Annotated in this window: 19 protein-coding genes; 2 read left to right on the forward strand and 17 right to left on the reverse strand. The window is 46.5% G+C overall.

The window, feature by feature from the left end; translation table 11 throughout:
- Positions 1-93: 93 nt before the first annotated feature.
- Complete coding sequence (locus DW159_RS07090; RefSeq protein WP_015534279.1) at positions 94-987, forward strand: adaptor protein MecA; 894 nt, start codon at positions 94-96, stop codon at positions 985-987.
- 64 nt (positions 988-1,051) lie between these two features.
- Here DW159_RS07090 and DW159_RS07095 read toward each other — a convergent pair whose 3' ends face one another.
- The gene (locus DW159_RS07095) at positions 1,052-1,831 is read right to left on the reverse strand and encodes a CpsB/CapC family capsule biosynthesis tyrosine phosphatase (protein WP_015534280.1); all 780 of its coding nucleotides are present in this window, start codon (positions 1,829-1,831) and stop codon (positions 1,052-1,054) included.
- Between the two features lie 35 nt (positions 1,832-1,866).
- Positions 1,867-2,079 carry a DUF1858 domain-containing protein gene (locus tag DW159_RS07100; RefSeq protein WP_015534281.1) on the reverse strand — a complete coding sequence of 71 codons (213 nt, stop codon included), beginning with the start codon at positions 2,077-2,079 and terminating at the stop codon, positions 1,867-1,869.
- A 195-nt stretch (positions 2,080-2,274) separates the two neighbouring features.
- Between DW159_RS07100 and DW159_RS07105 the strand changes: the two genes are divergently transcribed.
- Complete coding sequence (locus DW159_RS07105; protein ID WP_004852414.1) at positions 2,275-2,445, forward strand: DUF362 domain-containing protein; 171 nt, start codon at positions 2,275-2,277, stop codon at positions 2,443-2,445.
- 99 nt (positions 2,446-2,544) lie between these two features.
- Here the strand turns inward: DW159_RS07105 and DW159_RS07110 are convergent, their stop codons facing one another.
- From DW159_RS07110 to DW159_RS07180, 15 genes are all read right to left on the reverse strand, one after another.
- Entirely contained in the window at positions 2,545-5,262 is a 2,718-nt protein-coding gene (locus DW159_RS07110; protein ID WP_117549732.1) for a hypothetical protein, read from the reverse strand.
- A complete protein-coding gene (locus DW159_RS07115) occupies positions 5,263-5,820 on the reverse strand; it encodes a hypothetical protein (RefSeq protein WP_015534283.1) in 558 nt (185 codons plus the stop codon).
- A 96-nt stretch (positions 5,821-5,916) separates the two neighbouring features.
- Positions 5,917-6,993 (reverse strand): 6-phosphofructokinase, encoded by a 1,077-nt coding sequence (locus DW159_RS07120; RefSeq protein ID WP_015534284.1) that lies wholly within the window; start codon positions 6,991-6,993, stop codon positions 5,917-5,919.
- Between the two features lie 53 nt (positions 6,994-7,046).
- A complete protein-coding gene (gene recR, locus DW159_RS07125) occupies positions 7,047-7,646 on the reverse strand; it encodes a recombination mediator RecR (RefSeq protein WP_022217523.1) in 600 nt (199 codons plus the stop codon).
- Positions 7,646-7,996, reverse strand: a complete 351-nt coding sequence (locus DW159_RS07130; protein ID WP_015534286.1) for a YbaB/EbfC family nucleoid-associated protein — start codon at positions 7,994-7,996, stop codon at positions 7,646-7,648. Before DW159_RS07130 ends, recR begins: the two co-directional genes overlap by 1 nt.
- Positions 7,997-8,044: 48 nt before the next feature.
- The gene (gene dnaX, locus DW159_RS07135; protein WP_055280322.1) at positions 8,045-9,691 is read right to left on the reverse strand and encodes a DNA polymerase III subunit gamma/tau; all 1,647 of its coding nucleotides are present in this window, start codon (positions 9,689-9,691) and stop codon (positions 8,045-8,047) included.
- Between the two features lie 69 nt (positions 9,692-9,760).
- Complete coding sequence (locus tag DW159_RS07140; RefSeq protein ID WP_022217522.1) at positions 9,761-11,167, reverse strand: DUF6382 domain-containing protein; 1,407 nt, start codon at positions 11,165-11,167, stop codon at positions 9,761-9,763.
- A complete protein-coding gene (locus DW159_RS07145) occupies positions 11,136-11,582 on the reverse strand; it encodes a hypothetical protein (RefSeq protein WP_015534289.1) in 447 nt (148 codons plus the stop codon). Before DW159_RS07145 ends, DW159_RS07140 begins: the two co-directional genes overlap by 32 nt.
- Positions 11,583-11,616: 34 nt before the next feature.
- Positions 11,617-12,489 (reverse strand): TadE/TadG family type IV pilus assembly protein, encoded by an 873-nt coding sequence (locus DW159_RS07150; RefSeq protein WP_147323108.1) that lies wholly within the window; start codon positions 12,487-12,489, stop codon positions 11,617-11,619.
- A 64-nt stretch (positions 12,490-12,553) separates the two neighbouring features.
- Positions 12,554-14,002: a DUF5702 domain-containing protein gene (locus tag DW159_RS07155; RefSeq protein WP_015534290.1), complete on the reverse strand. Its 1,449-nt coding sequence runs from the start codon at positions 14,000-14,002 to the stop codon at positions 12,554-12,556.
- Positions 14,003-14,013: 11 nt separating this feature from the next.
- On the reverse strand, positions 14,014-14,184 hold the full coding sequence (locus tag DW159_RS07160) for a Flp1 family type IVb pilin (protein ID WP_015534291.1): 171 nt from the start codon (positions 14,182-14,184) through the stop codon (positions 14,014-14,016).
- Positions 14,185-14,212: 28 nt separating this feature from the next.
- Positions 14,213-15,544, reverse strand: a complete 1,332-nt coding sequence (locus tag DW159_RS07165; protein WP_015534292.1) for an immunoglobulin-like domain-containing protein — start codon at positions 15,542-15,544, stop codon at positions 14,213-14,215.
- 13 nt (positions 15,545-15,557) lie between these two features.
- Positions 15,558-16,310 (reverse strand): type II secretion system F family protein, encoded by a 753-nt coding sequence (locus DW159_RS07170; protein ID WP_055271948.1) that lies wholly within the window; start codon positions 16,308-16,310, stop codon positions 15,558-15,560.
- Complete coding sequence (locus DW159_RS07175; RefSeq protein ID WP_117549734.1) at positions 16,304-17,560, reverse strand: CpaF family protein; 1,257 nt, start codon at positions 17,558-17,560, stop codon at positions 16,304-16,306. Before DW159_RS07175 ends, DW159_RS07170 begins: the two co-directional genes overlap by 7 nt.
- Positions 17,557-18,501, reverse strand: coding sequence for a hypothetical protein (locus tag DW159_RS07180; protein ID WP_330410625.1), 945 nt, complete (start codon positions 18,499-18,501; stop codon positions 17,557-17,559). The genes DW159_RS07175 and DW159_RS07180 overlap by 4 nt, the downstream gene beginning before the upstream one ends.
- Between the last annotated feature and the right edge of the window lie 3 nt (positions 18,502-18,504).

Below are 18,504 nucleotides of genomic sequence, written 5' to 3' on the forward strand. Positions count from 1 at the left end.
TTTTCTCCATATATCCTATTTACTTGCTTGACAAATGTGGTAAACTATAATACACATTTTAATACCATTAAATTATTGAAGGGGGTCGATTCTATGAAGATTGAACGTCTAAGTGAAAATCAGATAAGATGCACACTCAACAAAGCCGATCTCACCGAAAAGCAGCTCAAGATCTCCGAGCTTGCCTATGGCACACCGAAGGCAAAAGAGCTCTTCAAGGATATGATGCAACAGGCATCTGTAGAATTAGGCTTTGAGGCTGACGACACTCCACTTATGATCGAAGCCATACCGGTATCACCAGATTGTCTCATACTCATTGTGACAAAGGTTGAAGATCCGGAAGAACTGGATACCCGCTTTTCCAGATTCTCAAAGACCAGCGAATATGATATTGATGACGATGACGAATACATGGATGATGATGACATAGATGACGATCTTGACGACAACGATGAGTCCAGGGATAACAACGGAACCATCGCAAGACTTGAGATCAGTGGATCCGGTTCCGTTCCACAGGGCGTAAGAGAGGCACTTGAGGGCATTTTCAACACCATATCCGGACTTGCCGGAACCGCAGGAGATTTTGCCGCTGCGGCAAATGGCAGCAATACATCATCTGATGACAGCACCACAGGCACTGCCGCCAGTACAACAGGCAGCACAAAGGAATCAGGTTCAGCAAGGGAGAGCATGTGCTCACTGTACATCTTTGACTCACTTGCAACCATCATAAGTGCAGCAAAACAGGTTGCTTCTTTCTATTTCAGCGAGAACTGCCTGTACAAGAATCCTTCCAACGGAAGATATTATCTGGTTCTCACGAACAGCAATAACACGAGCCAGGAATTTGTGAGAGTCTGCAATATCCTTGCAGAATACGGAACAGCACAGAAGCTCACATATGCCATGCCGGCACATTTCAAGGAGCACTTCACCGCTATTATGCCGGAGGAAGCACTTCAGACACTGTCAGCATTATAAGTAATAGCCAGAGATTCCGGCGCAGCAAAAAAGACGTACCGCACAAGCGATACGTCTTTTTGTTTTATATGTCAATATCATCATTCTCGATAACTGCTTTTGGATTGGTGTAGAAGAGCTCCGTCATGTAATCCTCTCCATACTTTCGCTCTATGTACTCAGCACACTCCCTGAGGTATGGTGCTTTATCCTCTGAATCCAATGCATCACTTGCCACAAAGTGAACAAGCTCTCCCTTGAGAAGCTTTCTCGAAAAATTCTTGATGTCATGTCCAAGATCTCCAACCACAGCCGATGCACTTATCTGTACATATGCACCAAACTGAATGAGCTCCTCGACCTTGTCCTCGTCTTCCTCAAGACATTCATACTGTTCTACATTGGCAACTATCGGTATATATCCGTCCATATTGATGTCTCTTATAGCTTCAGATATCGTCTCAAAATCCACATCATAAGGGAATCTGATCATAACATACTTGCTGTCTGCCATGGAATCCAACTGACCAGATATGATCTTCTGGTGGTTCTCATCGTTATACTCTATCTCTCTTCCAAGATAGACTCTGTAATCTGGATCTATCTTTCCAGCTTCAACGTTGAGCTGTTCCACAAGTCTGTCCAGTTTGTCTCCATCCATTATCGGATTCTTCTTGTTGTATGGCGGGGTGGCAACTATCGTCCTTATTCCCTCATCATACGCTATTCTGAGCATCTCTGCCGCTTCCCGGAAATTATCCGGTCCATCCTCTGTTCCCGGTAAAATATGACAATTAATATCTATCAGTCCAAATATTCCCTGCCCGGGAGGATTTGTTCCGTCTGTCTTCATATATCTCTCCATCCTTTATAGTACACCTGGTTACTTTGGCAAGTATACTACTCAGCCTCCTTTTTTGCAAGATAATCATTGATCTCCTGCTCAAGCTCCTCTGCATCAAGTCCGTGAACGGCTGCTGCCTCCTCAAGACTCTCTCCTGCTGCTGCAAGGCATCCTATGCAATGCATACCTGCTGCCATCAGTATTGCTGCATTTCCTGCATCAACTGCAAGAATGTCATTTATAAGCATGTCTTTACTTATCTTTACCATTATTTATATCCTCCTTAGATTGCACTCTTACTCAGCATTCACATTATATTATACCCAATTTTAAATGTCTATCCCTTTTATTGTTACTTATTGATAAAACCCGTTGTTGATAAATATTATTATCACTTGCTAATTAATGAGTTTTGTTTTACAATAAGCGTGTGATTATTTTTACTTTATAAGGAGGAAACAATTATGGCATTCGTTATTGGCGATTCATGTATCGGTTGTGGTTCATGTGCTGGCTCTTGTCCAGTAGGTGCTATCAGCGATAATGGCGGCGTATTTGTTATCGATGGTTCACAGTGTATCTCATGTGGTGCTTGTGCTGGTTCTTGTCCAGTAGGAACAATCTCAGAGGAGTAATCTACATGATCCGTAACATTCGGATCCATGCTAAGTAACTTATACTACAACTATTATAAAGAAAACGGAGCGGTAACACGCTCCGTTTTCTTTTTATCTTTATTCCTCAACATAAGTGTAGGATTCATTGTGCCACTGGAGCATCATATCCGTATACTCATCTCTTGACACAACTATCTCCTTGTCCTCGACAGGATCATAATATCTTATGTCTGCCTCATTATAGCTCACTATGAGAACATATCTGCCATCGCTTATCCTCGATATTACCGGTATTCCCGAACTCACATAACCGAGGAGCATATCCAGCGAAAGACCTGTAACATCTATGCCCTGTCTCTTTCCAAGAGAGTTAAGAGCCTCGACAGGATCTGTATACTGTGCTATATCATCCTCTGTCACCTGTACTCCCTGATACGTCAGAACCATGTACAGGCAGTCGCCGAGTGACGCATCCACACTTCCCGTACTGCGATGGAATATTCCAGAGGCAATGGTGTTGTATTCCTGGCTCTCAGCCTGCCTGTATATTACCTCGCCTTCGCTTGACACCACTATACCTGATACAGACACTGCATAATTTATCGCATCACCCGCCACGTCATATATCTTTGAAAGTCCAAGATTGTCGTACACATGATAGGTCACCTTATCACGCACTACTGTCATTATCATACTTGCAGCATCAGGATCTATCTTTTCCTTTGTTATGTTCAGCGCCGGTATATAGCTCAGATACATATTTGACGGAACCGTAAAATACAGCCTGTCATATCCGGTTATGGATGACAGATGGGTAGTTCCTATCGTCTCCTTTGTATCGTCCTCCTTGAAGGTTATGAAATCATCGTCCACAGACTTGAATCCACTGTCGGATTTCTCTCCTCTTGTCAGATACAGCAGATTCGTATCCACATCAACCTGCATCAGATAATACCCGCTCTTTGCGTATTCCTTTATCTGCTCGCCATCGCTGTTTACTATATACAATCTGGATGCAGGTATATTATCTCTGGACTCCTCGCTGTACCTCGTACCAACAAATGACTCGGCATCCACATCAACCTGCGCATCAGATATGCTCGACACTCCGTATACCATATCTGAGTCCTTAAAGCCATAACATATCAGACATTCCCCTGCTCCGGCGGTTATCTCATAACTCTTTCCGGTATGCATATTCATCAGAGTCAGCTTTGTATTGCTGCTCTGGTCCTCGCTCTCTCCATACGCCATAACTTCCATGTTCACCGACACCTTGACATCGCTGGCTGACAGTCCCTCCGCAATATAAGACTGCTGTCTCGTCTTCATGTCCACGGCGTTCACCTTTCCGCCGAGCATGTAATAAAACTTATCTCCGTCGTAATATGTCAGTCTGGAGGTCTCGCTCTTCATAGCCTCATAAGGCACATTGCACTCGACGAACAGAAGCTCGTCCACCTCCAGAGTCGTATAATCAAATGTATACAGCGCAACTCCGAGCTTTCCCTCATGATCTCCGCTGTTCATATATCCATACACCGCAAATGTCATATTTCCATCTTTGTCAAAGCTTATGATGTTCATGTCATGGTCGGCGTAAGTGTTTGAGTCATTTGCATGGTCATCCATTCCTGATCCGTACACCAGAGTTATCTGTCCATCGCCGTAGTCATACATCCAGAGCTGTCCATTTCTCACAAATGCGATCTTCTTGTTATCCTCTGTATAGCGGTATTCCAGATCATCCGATGACACGATACCTATCTCATACACATTGTTTATGGCATCTATGCCGTCTTTGTCAAAATACTCGTCCACATATCTGTCATAGCTGAGCATGGTGATCTTCGGCTCAGTCTCCGTAACAGTATCTGCATCCTGTTCATCCGAATAGGCCTCATCATACGAAGCTGTTTCGTCAAAATATATTCCATCAGTGCCGGCTCCGTCCGCCTCATCAGTCTGGCTGGCAACAGGCACATCCTTGTAGCTGATCTTATAGAACTCCTTAACTGTGTAATAGCTCATGACATCCTGCGATGTGATGGACATGGCTTTATATTCCATCTCGATCACCGCATAGTTGACATCTATCTCCTTTATATATGTGTTTACATCGCTTATAACCGTAGGCTTAAGTCCATCCCAGAGGAGATCCGAGTATGCATTTGCAAGATTCACATGTCCCAGTCCGTAGGAATCTCCCGTTCCGCCGCCCGTGTATTCCTGCTTGTAGGTTCCTATGACCGATTCCGACTCCAGCTTGTCAAATGCAAATGTCGCATCGTGGAAATCCTTTGCGGCATTCAGCAGTTGGGACTCATGATAATTGTCATTTACGACCACTCTGGTATAGTATGAAGCACTCCTGCCATCACCGCTCTTAAGCTTGACAACCAGCATATACTCCATATCCTGCTTGAGATCCATTCTCGCACTTATATCAAGCACATCGTAGCCATCAGTTCCCGAGGCCGCCTCCAGATCACCCTTCTCTATAAGGGAATCTCCGGATATCGACCTGATCTCATACGAATACGACGCATCCTTAAATGCATCATTCTCCACCATTATCTCAAGATTCTTATTCTCATCTATCGGCGTCACAGAGTCCCTGAGAAGTGTGAGGTCGACCTCCCCTGTATAACCATGCATACAATTGAGAAGCGAATCGCCATAGCACACATAAGCTAATGGCAGCTCTGCATCCTTCATCTCCGCAGCCAGATTCTTGTAACTTCTATTCTGAAATATATTGACCAAATATATTGTGACCACAAATATTGCTGTCATCACAAGTATTCTTACAAGTACATTTATTTTCTTCTTCACTTAATAAAACCTTCTTCTACGTCTTCTATGCCTGTCGCGTCTCATACAGAATTCATTGCACACAAGCAGTTCGATTATATTTCTCATAACACAATTGGCGCATCCGGGTCCCTCTGGAACATATGGCGGTTCCTCGTACGAAGCTTCACCTGCCGAAGCCATTCCTGCATAACAATCCTCCGATATCTGCCCACTTTCGCTCAGATCATCGTACACCCTTCGCGCAACACGGCGCATCTCTTCTCTGTCAGGATATTGAACAAGCATCGGACTGCCCTCATACTCGAGCTTGTCACACTCCTCCTCCACGGCCATGCTGACCTTTCGGAGTTCTTCCGGGTACATCTCCTTCATGTACTCAATATCCCTCATCATTTCATCTGTCCCATCATCACAGTCAGGAAGCATGATTCCTGTCGAACTCATACTGTATCCACCAGTCTCACCCATACCGGGTATCACAGGTGTCTTGATATTATAGACATTTCCATCCCTTATAAGCCCCCTGAGGTTTTCATCGTCCGGGCTGTAAGGAATATACTTAAATTCTTCACTCATACAAATCTCCCTATCTGCATTGTTGTGTGTCTATTACATAGATATGCAGATGGGGAGAATGTGTGAATATCTCTGTTACTTTTTTCAGAGCTTACTTTATCTGTCTCCGAATGAGATTCCAAGTGTTCTTGCCTCGCTGATGATGTCGTCATCAGGAGATACGTATTTGAGCTTTCCTGCACTCTCTGAGAGTGGGATAGCTGTAACCTTGTTGTCAAGGAATACAACAAGCTTTCCAAAATCCTTTGCCTTTATGAGCTCTGCTGCCTTTGCTCCAAATCTTGATGATATGACTCTGTCATATGCATCCGGACTTCCACCTCTCTGGGTATGTCCAGGTATTGCTATTCTTATATCCTGTGTTGTGTACGCCTTGAGCTTATCAGCCAGCTCATACGCAACTGATGGATATGGATTGTTGGCTATCGCTTCTTTTCTCTTCTTCTTTGGAAGCTCTGCGATCTCCTTCGGAATAGCACCTTCGGCAACTGCAACTATCGTGAAGCCCTTGTTGTCCTTTGTTCTCTTGTCTATAGCCTTATATACCTTATCGATATCGTATGGGATCTCCGGGAGCAGGATCACATCTGCGCCACCGGCGATTCCGGCGTGGAGAGTTATCCAGCCAACCTTGTGGCCCATAATCTCAACGATAAAGATTCTGTTATGCGATGCAGCGGTTGTGTGGATACAGTCTATTGTCTGGGTCGCTATATCAACAGCACTCTGGAAACCAAATGTCATGTCAGTTCCCCACAGATCATTGTCTATGGTCTTTGGCAGACCGATGACATTGAGTCCCTCCTCACTGAGGAGATTTGCGGTCTTCTGTGAACCATTTCCACCTAAAACGCACAGGCAGTCCAGCTTCAGCTTCTTATAGGTATCCTTCATGGACTTTACCTTGTCCAGACCATCCTCAGTTGGCTCTCCCATGAGCTTGAATGGCTGTCTTGAACTGCCGAGGATCGTTCCACCCTTGTTGATAATACCTGAGAAATCAGCCGGCTTCATCTTGATATAGTTGCCTCTTATGAGTCCCTTGTAACCCTCAAGGAATCCATAGATCTCAACCTCGTCAAACAATTCATACAAACCCTTTGCGATTCCGCGCATAGTTGCATTTAATGCCTGACAGTCACCACCACTAGTCAAAAAACCTACTCTTAACATACTCTGCACCTCTTTCTTTTATTTTTCTTATGTACACAGACTGTCTGTATACATTATAAGTATACTCTTCCCTCAAGAGCCCTCAGAAGCGTAACCTCATCTATACACTCCAGATCTCCGCCTACAGGCACACCGCTTGCTATACGGCTGACCTTGATACCGGCCGGCTTCACAAGCTTTGATATATACATCGCAGTCGCCTCACCCTCCGGGCCTGAACCTGTAGCGATTATGAGCTCATCCACATCTTCATTCTGAAGCCTTCTCATGAGCTCGGATATCCTGATATCCGCCGGGCCAATACCCAGGGCAGGATTTATAACTCCGTGGAGCACATGGTAAACACCATCAAACTGTCCTGTTCTCTCATATGCCGCCAGATCCCTCGGGGTCTCCACCACCATTATCACCTTGTGATTCCTGTTTGGTGAACTGCATATAGGACATACCTCCCTGTCAGTTATCGTGTAGCAACAACTGCAGTATTTTATGTTCTTCTTTGCATTCACAATGGCATCGGATAACGCCAGCGCCCTCTCCTCAGGCATACTGATTATGTGAAACGCCAGTCTCTGAGCCGTCTTGGAGCCTATTCCCGGGAGTCTTCCCAGCTCTTCTATAAGTCTGTTTACTTCTCCTCCATAAACTTCCATTAGAACGGCAATCCTCCAAGTCCCATTCCACCTGAGATCTTGCCCATACTGCTATTGTAGTCATCCTCCTGTGCTCTCAGTGCCTCGTTCACAGCCGATATGATAAGATCCTCAAGTGTCTCTATATCATCAGGATCAACAACCTCAGGATCAAGCTTGATCTCCATGAGTTCCTTCTTACCTGACACCTTTGCAGTGACAACTCCTCCACCTACAGATGACTCATACACCTTATCCTCAAGTGTCTTAGTTGTCTCCTCCATCTGCTTCTGCATCTTCTGTGCCTGCTTCATAAGATTGTTCATATTACCAGGCATCATACCTCCTGGGAAACCGCCTCTCTTAGCCATTACAATAGTCCTCCTTATTCTGATTAAATAATTTATAATATGATATCATCATTTCTTATCTATTGGAAAGTTGATCTTGTTCAGGTTCAGTATATTCTCCGTCTCAAGCCTTCCATTATCACTGTGGGAATTCCTTGTACAAAGTATCTCAAATTCAATCTCTCTTCCAAGATATTCCTCGATCACACTCTTCACATGCTCCACATTCTCAGGCTTGTCAAAGTATAACTTCGGCATATCGTCATCCGTCAGCGGGATCATGAGCAGAAGTCTTCTGTGATCATCAGACAGTATGAGCTTCGTCCTTATGGCCGGATCAGCATCATTTCTCTTGAGATATCTTCTCGCAGGAACCGACAGCTTCTCCAGTATATCATTCCAGTTCTCCGCAGCTCTCTGCAGATCCTCGAACTCTGCCTTTGGAAGCTCATTTGCCAGCTTGTCCTGATATTCCTTCATGCCCTTCTGATCTATCACATCGTCAGCCGGGCTTACGGGGGCAGCACTTTGAACCGGCGCAGCCTGTATGCCATTTGCCTCAAGGTCATCAAGCTTCTTCTCAAGCATCCTTACCCTCTCGATCAGACTTGTGGTATCAACCTCCATCTGTGGTCTGCACAGCTTTATGACAGCCATCTCAAGCACTATCCTCTTCTGTGAGGAATACTTGATGCTGGCGGCTGTATCCGAGAACACGTTTATATATCTTACTATTGTGCTCTCCTCCATATGACCGGATATCTCTCTTATGCGTTCCAGATTCTCCTTGGTCATATCCAATCTGTCGCCCTCCGCCGAGGACAGCTTGACAACGAGTATATTCCTGAGAAACCATGTAAATTCATTTACGAAACGGCCAAGCTCACGTCCCTGCCACACAACTTCGTCAACCACATCTATGGCATGTTCAACATCAGATTCCAGCACGCACTCCAGAAGTCTTGCAAATGTATCTATGTCCACAGCTCCTATGGTCTCAAGCACATTATCATATGTAAGCTTCTGTCCGAGATTGAATGCAACGCACTGATCCAGAATAGATAAGGCATCTCTCATGGAACCATCGCCGGATTTTGCGATATAATCTATCGCCTTCTTATCCGCATCAAGTCCCTCCCTGTTCATAAGCTCCTCCAGTCGATCCGAGATGACATCCACCGGGATACGTCTGAAGTCGTACTTCTGACACCTTGACGATATGGTTATAGGTATCTTGTGGGACTCCGTGGTAGCCAGTATGAATATTACATATGATGGCGGCTCCTCGAGAGTCTTTAACAGAGCGTTGAACGCTCCCGGAGACAACATATGAACCTCATCTATGATGTATACCTTATACTTGCCCTCAGTAGGAGGATATGCTACCTCCTCCCTTATCTGCCTTATATTGTCAACACCATTGTTGGAGGCCGCATCTATCTCAATGACATTAAGCGATGATCCATCCGATATGGCTCTGCAGCTTGCACATTCATTACATGGGCTTCCGTCCACCGGATGCTCACAGTTACATGCCTTGGCAAATATCTTGGCGATCGAAGTCTTACCTGTTCCTCTCGTACCGCAAAATAAAAAGGCATGACCAAGTCTATCATTCTTAATCTGGTTTCTAAGAGTGGTAACTATATGATCCTGCCCCTTTACCTCGTCAAAAGTATCAGGTCTCCATTTTCTATATAAAGCTACATACGACATCACCAATACCTACCTTTGTATCATAAAACTCACACAGACTATTATATCTGAATTTACATTTTATATCAATCAGATAAGCAATATTTGAATATGGTATTGCCTGGTGCCTATACACAGAACATCTCTGTCCGCAAGCTGCCAGCTCCTGCCCGCCGGAAGCCTGATCCCATTTATGACAGTTCCATTTGTGGAATCAAGATCTTCGACATAGATCTTCTCTGCATCCTCGTATATCCTTATGTGCCTTCTACTGACGCTGATATCCTCTATAACCTGATCCGCCTGTCGTCTGTCCCGCCCCAATACAACTCCCTCCGGCGTCACCGGAAATTCAGTAGCCACAATGCCTCCGTCTTCGATCAGTCTCACAGACAGTCTCTGCTCCTGTGCGGACTCTCTGCCATCGAGATTATGCTGTGTAAGCAGGGTTGTACAGTCATCCTCCGAGCCAAGCACCGTGGTATCGCCAGGTATTTCGTCAGCCAGACTTACATGTTCCAATGCATCAACATTCTGTTTTTTAGGTCTTCTGTTTTCATCTTCCTCCGCATATCGCAGCTCTGAGCACTCCACGCCCTCCTGCCCCCGCCGTTCATCCTCAGCAGCAGACAGCTTCCTCTTCATCTCCACATAGACAAATAACTCCACGGACAGCACGATGAGTGCCAGCATTATAAATCTCACATCCGCCGCATGCCCCTGTATATAAAATTGAACAGCCGCTATTCCCGTAAATGCCGCCACAGTAAATCCTATGAGTATGAAAAATATCCTATCATATTTGTTTTTCTCCGTTGTCGGTATCGTCAACGCCGCCGCACTGCTTTGATCCGTTCCGAACACCTCATCCATCAAAAGCTCCTGCTCACGGGCCGCAGCCAAAGATTCCACATTTCTTTTTCTATTGCCGGAGCAGCATTTTTCCTGCTCACGGGCAGAGACCTCATCCACATATTTCTGCATCCGCTCCATGTCATAATTTGCCGACACCACCATGTCATATATCTCATACATAAAATCCACAAGCTCAGTGTCCCTGTGATCTACCCTCTTTATGATCTTCTCCACAAGATTCTTTATTCCCATTCTGACATCCGTTCCCTGTCCCGGCACATACACGTATCTGAAACTCTTCTCTGCATCCGAGTAAAATATCTTGTCGGATTCTATCAGAAGATTGTCCGGCTCAAGCATGTATTCTCCCGTCTCCATGACCACACTGCACAACGATCTTATGAGAGCAACAGCCTGCTCCATGGACATTATCCCCCTGTCAGATATATCGTCCAGGCTCTTCATGCCATTTATTTTGCAGTATATGAACATATCTCCGTTGATGGCCCTGAATTCCGGCTGTATTATTCCCTCGACAAAATTATTGTACAGCATGTCCGTCTCATAGGAATTTATGGCTGCTGCACTGACCTCCACCACAAAAAAAGTGTTAATTCCCTCTACCTGGCAATAACTTACCATATTCCTGCCACCTCCTAAGTTCATTTCCTACATCCCTTATCTCCTGTCTGGCCGCAGTCTTTCTGTCACATCTGCCGTCATCTATCAATATCTGTATCCCCGGAAATGACTCTCTGTAAGTTATCTCCGCAACCAGATTCTTCCCATTCATGGCCATTTCCGCATTCACACCATCGGCACATATCACGGTCTCGGATACATTTGTGGACATCGCTTTCTCTGCACTGTCCGTATCCCCCTCACCACTCTCATTGATCCTGTATTCCTCTCGGTTGTACAGTACCAGATATGCCTCCCCCGATGCCGCCGCATGGTTAAACGCTATAAACAACATGTTCATCACCACAAACACGGCACACACAAGTATCGGTGTTATCAGGCACATCTCCAGAACTATAGATCCATTGTCATCCATATATCTGACTCCTCCTGTCTTTTCTTCTCTTCTCCTATCTTTTCCCGCACTCTGAGCACTGAGGAAGTCCCCCGCACTCTGACTTTTTCTTTCTGTATATCGTCCGCTTCAAGCCGGAGCAGCCCAGCGAATAGTGATATTTGTCTCCCTGTTCAGTGACATAAATCACACCATTGCTTTTATATCTTCCACAGATCCTGCACGCCGAAAGCCCGGAATATCTGTCATCCAGAACCTCCCCACTCACGCTTCTCACAGATATCCTGATATGGTAACAGCTCCGCGAGTTGTGGTACACCGAACCATTCTCAGCCACATACACATACTCATCATCATCGTCATCATCCTGCGACCTGTCATATCCCAGGTACGCCCTCTGTCTTATCCTGTCCACGCACCCCACGGTGGATCCTCCGGCAAATGGCAGATTGATCTTCAGCATATATCTGACCTTGAGGCACACAAATCCGTCATCCGACAGCTCTGCATTTATCACCTTAACCCCGGACATTCCGCCGTCGACATATGTGTTCACCGTGCCTTTGTCATCTATGTACTCCCTGATCTTCCTGTTCGCCAGCACGAGCGACACACCATCTGCCATACCTTCAGCATACGGCCCCATGTCCGCGCCCTTTTCGGCTAGCTCATACGCATAGCTGTATTCCGCAAGATACGCAGCCGTCTCATGTAAGCCCTCATATATCACAGTCCGTGTCCGTATACATCCGGCCATGGCAAACACAGTCAGCATGGCAAATATAAACACTGGCAGCACCAGCGATGCCTCCACACTGGCACTACCATGGTCACATCCCAAAGGAGCTGTCTTATATATTCTCCTGCCATACCTGATCCGAACAAAATCTATAGTAATATGCGCTTGGAGAGGCGATTTATCTTTCATATATTTACTTTTCAACATACAACAAGAGAACATATAACACCCCCCTTCAGGATATTTTCATATCTCAATAACTCACACACTGCCTGAAGCTGTACCTGTACAGTCCGTCATCTATCTTCGATACGCCCTCGTGATCTTCTATAAACGATGCAAATTTCCTGTCCTGACTGACCTCAACATCAAATGTCAGAGAATACATCATATTCTTCATCTCAAACGACTCATCCGTCTGTCTGAAATTAAGCTGTATAAGATCCGCCATCCTGTAATACATGCCTCCTTTATTCTCTATCAGAAGTATCGCCAGATAATCCCTGTAGCTCACAGCATCCACGCCTTCATAGTCCACGGAATCCAGATTCATCAGCTTGTCAAGATTGTTGATGTCCGTCACCCAGTATTCGTCTGTCTTCATAAACTGAACGCTTTTGCCGTCAAGCAGCAGCCTTATATCAACAATTGTCTCAGCATAAGCCCAGCATCCGAGCAGCAGATATTTCGCCGCCCCATAGGTGACCCCCGGCACAAGAGCCAGCACCGCAGCTATGGATGACACTTCGGCCATCTTTGCGCTGTCTGAGAGCAGATATGCCAGATTGAGCGGCAGTCTGTGAAGCACTATCCTGTTCACGACCCCCTGCAGATTGTCATGGTCATTATCCTTTCCGGCGATAATGTATTCCACCTCACACTCAAATGGTCTGTCCTGTTTCCTGTCAGTAAATGTATTGAAATTCGCCAGTGCATACCCGACACCATATATGTCATCCACTATTCCGGTCTGTGATCTCTCTCCATCCAACATGAGCTGCCTCTGGAATTTATCCAGATCGTCAAATTCTATGTCCTCCCACTGTCTCGTATCCTCCGCCTGTCCGTCTGACGGAAAGCCATCCAGATCGTATGCCTGATCTGACACCACCCGCCCGGATGGCGTGACAACATTCAGAAGTCCACCTGTCAGGATGCTTTTCAGCGCTTTTCTAGGATCCGTACCGCTCCAACTGCTCTCATCCTGATTCGACTCATTCTTACCATTTTCCACAGCTCCAGAAGCATCCTCCATGGCCTTATCCCCGGATGTTATCATCTCAAGAATGTCTTCTATTCCCTTCTCCTCCATGTACACCTTCATATGGTCGGTTATCTGCAGCTTCATATTCTCGCAGTCATTCTCCAGAAGTCCCCTGCACTCTGCCAGCGCCACATCTTCAACGCTCATATTGTCGCCCTGACCATTTTCCAGAGTATATTCCAGATAATCCTGCGCCATCTGCTCAAGCTTTCCCTCACCGTGTCCGCCAAATGTGCTGTCGACCGCCAGCAGATGATACTCCTCAAACAACTCCTTGTCGTACGCCGCCTTCACATCACAGGCTGCGCCCTCGGCCGCCATTGCGGCCTTGGCACTGCCCATTCTTATCCGCGCCATCTCAAGCACGGAGAGCCCCAGAAGCAGCATGGAGATCAGGATTATACTCAGAAAAACCGTTACATGTCCCTGATTTCTCATACAGCTCCCCCTTAATATATCTTCTTTGCACTCTTGTTGATCGAGTTCCATATGTTGTTCACCAGAGAAGTTATCTGCTGCTTGAATATGACGCACATCGCGATCAAGACCACCATTATAAGGATTATTTCGACCACTCCCATACCTGACTCATCTTCCATAAAATCTTCCCATCTCTTCATACATTTTTCCTCCTTAAAACTTATTATCTTAAAAATTTATTATTGCGGGCAGCATGACTATTACCATGACCACTCCCAGCAGAACCACCATCGGAAGAAGCAGCTTTGTCCCGGCTTCCTCCCCCTTTCTCTTCGCCATCTCCTTTCTGGTCTGCATTGCGTTCTGCTCCTCGCCCGCCATCATGATCAATATATCTCTCGTGCCTTTCTTCACATTCTGTGACAAAAGCGACATGAGCTTTATATACATCGGCAGATTTATCCTGTGCCCCATGTTGTAGTAAGCCTCACTCTCGGATACTCCTGCCTGGATCTCATTTAGCGTATAAATCAGTTCCCTGGTCAGAACACTCCCGCCCTGATCCGTACCGGCACAATCTTCCCTGCCACTCTTCACTATCCTTGCAAATGCACCTCTGACCGTGACTCCTGCTCCAAGATAGAGCGTCAGCTTATCCACAAGCTCCGGGTACTCCGACATGAGCTCGTCGGATCTCTTTTTTTCCATTCCCTGGATCTTCGACCTGTTTCCACCCCATATACAAATGGCTGCGAAACCACCGAGAAACAGTATCATAAGACCGCTTCCGCCTCCCGAGGTGGGCCTGACCGCATATCCGTTTATCTGCTCCGGCAGCGCCACCTCGCTCGAATCTCCACTTCCCGCCTGTATCTCCCTGATGCCTTCCCTTATATCCTTCAGAGCCTTTTCCCTGCCTGTCTCTTCCCTTCCGCACACGCGTATCTGATATGTTCTCTCCGCGCTCAGCTCCCTGTATGTAAGAACAGCCGTGATGGACACTATTCTGTCTTCTCCCTCCGCTATATCGCCGATACGTCCATCGGACGACACCAGCTCGTTGTCCTCGCTTATCCACTGCACATCGAGTCCGAGCGCATCCAGGTGATCCACAAGCTCCAGATCATATATCACTTCGTCGGGGGATTCATTTTCCCCAAGATACAGGTCTTCAATCTCACCAAATCCCTGCTCAAACACTGCTTCCATATCGTCAGGATCATATTCCAGCGGCATGACATCCACATCAAAATCAGTCTTTTCTCCATCTATGTCAGTCTCCAGAGTGACGGTGGACACATCCCCTCCGTACCCATCTCTGGTGAGCACCACCTGATGAGGCGCAAATGCTTCCTTTGCCACAAGGATCACCGCAAGAATACATGTCACCAAAAGCGTCAGCAGGATCTTCGCAATAATGTCTGTGTACATCTCCGCACATTTATCCCTCGCCGCGGCATCCGTACATATGTATACCCTCTTTATCTTCGTGAGCATCTTGTCATTGTCCATATGCGGTTCTATCCAGCCGTATATTTTTCCCGCAGCCCTTTTCAGCATATCCATCATCCTTTCACATATGTATATCTGTGATCTTTCTGCCCCATATCACCGTCGCCGCCGTGATCACCAGACACGCACTCATGGCAGCTATCCCCAGAGCATTGCCATACAGCGCATCCATATATCCAGGATTACACACCCTCAGATACAGAATGATGACAAATGGCATGGCAGACATGATATTCTGCTCCAGCCGTTTTGACGTTATCATCGTGTCTATCTCTTCCTCCACTTCCAGACGCCTGTCAATATTTTCAACCATCTTCTTCATCATCCTGATGAGATTTCCCCCGGAGCCCTTTGCAACTGCGACCACATGAGCAAATTCCTTCACATCCTGAAGTCCTGACCTGTCCGCCATATCCCTCAAAAGACTTTCAACATCAGAGCTCATCTCAAGGCCGTTTATTATGAGCAGCATTTCCTGTCTGATATAAGATTTCCCCTGATACATTCCGTCCAGCTCGTGACAAGCTGGAACAAACGCTTTTTCCAATGAATATCCCGCCGCCATATTTGCGGACAGGGACAGCAGCATTTCCTTAAATTCATTATTAAGTTTATTCTTTCTCTGCCGGCATTTACCATCGGCAATTTTCCTGAGAAATACCAGAATCCCCGGCGTGAACACCAGGCACGGTATAAGACTGTCAAAGAAGAGCACCGACACCATCACCGCTATGACTGAATACACAGCGATACCGGTTACGATTTCCCTGACACTTAGTTTATAAGAATCATAATCTATACCCTGTCTCAGCACACATCCCTCCTTGAATCACTGCTCTCATTAACGCTTATAAATCCAGCCGCCACGAGCTTTGATGTGTTGTGAAGATCATTTATCTTTCTAAGCATTCCTTCCACTCGCCCCCTGTCCTTTCCCATATTGCTCTCATGAAATTCATACAATTTATTCATGACAAATTCACCTCCTTCCAGTCCTGTGACCTCGCTTATCTCTATACATCTTCGGGATCTGTCCCTCAGTCTTCCAAGCTGGACAACTATGTCCACCGCCGACGCTATCTGCTGCCTTATCGCCAGAACAGGCATATCCGCACCCATCAGAACCATGGTCTCAAGCCTCGTCAGCATGTCCCGGGCAGAGTTTGCATGTCCTGTTGACAGGCTTCCATCGTGTCCTGTGTTCATGGCAGTAAGCATATCTATCGCCGCCGCATCCCTGACCTCACCCACTATTATCCGTGAAGGTCTCATTCTGAGGCTCGTCTTGATAAGATCCCTTATGCTCACCGCATTTTCGCCCTCGACATTTGCACTTCTCGCCTCAAGGCTCACCAGATTGTCGATGCCCGCAAGCTGAAGCTCCGCCGAATCCTCTATCGTGACAATTCTCTCATCCGCCGGTATATACCCTGACAGGGCATTCAGAAATGTCGTCTTGCCCGCGCCGGTTCCTCCCGAGATGATTATGTTGTAGCCCGCCACGACCAGATTCTTCAGGAAATCGGCAACCTCCATGGTGACTGATCCGATCTCCACCAGCTTGTCCATGGTCATCTTGTCCTTCGGAAACTTTCTTATGGTCATCACGCTGCCGCTCAGGCTCACCGGCGGCAGCACCACATTCACTCTCGAACCATCCTTAAGCCTTGCATCCACTATCGGCGATGCCTCATTTACTATCCTGTTGCACTCCGCTACGATGCCCTGGATTATGGTCTTGAGCCGTTCCTCGCTCTCAAATGCCTTGTCATACCTGTACATCCTTCCTGCCCGCTCGACAAATATATTGCTGTAGCCATTTATCATTATCTCAGTCACCTCTTCATCGTCGAGAAGCTCTGACAATATATCAAGCCTCCTCAGACTGTTGAACAGTTCCTTCTTCAGCGCAAGCTTATCCCTCACACTCAGCACATTCCCGGACTCAGATTCGAGAATACACCTGTCGATCATATCGCTGACCTGCTCATCTCCTATGTCACCCGACATATCTATACTCTGCATGACCTTACTTCGTATCAACTGTCTGTCATCCTGTTTCATCTTCTGCTTCCTATTTCACTTTCTATAAATCTCAGCATCTCCGCACTTCCCGGAACCGCCAGCGGCACGTTCAACCTGTGCAGCCTCCGAGCAATCTTGCCGAGCTCCCTTCTCTCCAGAACCCTCTCGAACATCCCAAGCTTGTCCTGGGACAATTCATCCTTAAGCTCCGGAACCATTATCTCGTCAAATGCCCCAAGTATCGCCAGATCCTTGAGAACCGCCTGTCCCATATCAAACACAACCGTTGTATATCTGCCCCATCTGCGGAACTCATCGATGAGCCACACCATATCCTCCGTGTCCAGCTCCAGTGCATCTATGTACGATCCCAGATATCCAAGCACGCTGTATTCCTCAAGCTCCACGATATTTTGCTCCATATATCCGGTCAGATCCGGTGACCTCTGTTTCACCAGATATATCACATTCGCCAGAACATCCTCATGGTCGTGAAATGCACTGTACTCCTCCATGCCCACATACAGGCCGCCCCGCACCTCATCATTCATGCACAGGCTGACCGCAAGGTTTGTCTTACCACACCTCCCTATGGGTGATATAACTGCATACGACCTGAACAGCTTTCTTCTGCGGTCCGTATCGTCTATATTCATATATCTGAGGATCTCTGAAGAAATGTTCCGTACCCTGGAATATTTGAATATCCTGTTATGGCTGATCTCTTCTGATCCATCGACTCTATCCCTCGTCATAAATATCATCCGGCAGGCCACCGGCACTTTGCTCTCATCCAGAGGAATATTCTCATCCATCAGCAGAACATCCAGAGTCTTAGTCTCAAGATACCCATACAGTTCTCCCTCCGATGAAAATGCAAGCGCAAACAGCGGATTGTCCCTGTCCGAATTGATATGGTTCATAAGACTTATCATGTAAGCCCTGTCACCATCCAGTATTCCAATCTTGTACTGCTGAATTTT

The organism is Coprococcus sp. AM14-16, assembly GCF_003434675.1.
GTDB lineage: Bacteria > Bacillota > Clostridia > Lachnospirales > Lachnospiraceae > Coprococcus > Coprococcus aceti.

Coding starts and splice junctions, on each gene's coding strand:
- DW159_RS07090 (WP_015534279.1), top strand. CDS start 94: ATGAAGATTGAACGTCTAAGTGAAAATCAGATAAGATGCACACTCAAC.
- DW159_RS07095 (WP_015534280.1), bottom strand. CDS start 1,831: ATGGAGAGATATATGAAGACAGACGGAACAAATCCTCCCGGGCAGGGA.
- DW159_RS07100 (WP_015534281.1), bottom strand. CDS start 2,079: ATGGTAAAGATAAGTAAAGACATGCTTATAAATGACATTCTTGCAGTT.
- DW159_RS07105 (WP_004852414.1), top strand. CDS start 2,275: ATGGCATTCGTTATTGGCGATTCATGTATCGGTTGTGGTTCATGTGCT.
- DW159_RS07115 (WP_015534283.1), bottom strand. CDS start 5,820: ATGAGTGAAGAATTTAAGTATATTCCTTACAGCCCGGACGATGAAAAC.
- DW159_RS07120 (WP_015534284.1), bottom strand. CDS start 6,993: ATGTTAAGAGTAGGTTTTTTGACTAGTGGTGGTGACTGTCAGGCATTA.
- recR (WP_022217523.1), bottom strand. CDS start 7,646: ATGGAAGTTTATGGAGGAGAAGTAAACAGACTTATAGAAGAGCTGGGA.
- DW159_RS07130 (WP_015534286.1), bottom strand. CDS start 7,996: ATGGCTAAGAGAGGCGGTTTCCCAGGAGGTATGATGCCTGGTAATATG.
- dnaX (WP_055280322.1), bottom strand. CDS start 9,691: ATGTCGTATGTAGCTTTATATAGAAAATGGAGACCTGATACTTTTGAC.
- DW159_RS07140 (WP_022217522.1), bottom strand. CDS start 11,167: ATGGTAAGTTATTGCCAGGTAGAGGGAATTAACACTTTTTTTGTGGTG.
- DW159_RS07145 (WP_015534289.1), bottom strand. CDS start 11,582: ATGGATGACAATGGATCTATAGTTCTGGAGATGTGCCTGATAACACCG.
- DW159_RS07150 (WP_147323108.1), bottom strand. CDS start 12,489: ATGAAAGATAAATCGCCTCTCCAAGCGCATATTACTATAGATTTTGTT.
- DW159_RS07155 (WP_015534290.1), bottom strand. CDS start 14,002: ATGAGAAATCAGGGACATGTAACGGTTTTTCTGAGTATAATCCTGATC.
- DW159_RS07160 (WP_015534291.1), bottom strand. CDS start 14,184: ATGAAGAGATGGGAAGATTTTATGGAAGATGAGTCAGGTATGGGAGTG.
- DW159_RS07165 (WP_015534292.1), bottom strand. CDS start 15,544: ATGCTGAAAAGGGCTGCGGGAAAAATATACGGCTGGATAGAACCGCAT.
- DW159_RS07175 (WP_117549734.1), bottom strand. CDS start 17,560: ATGAAACAGGATGACAGACAGTTGATACGAAGTAAGGTCATGCAGAGT.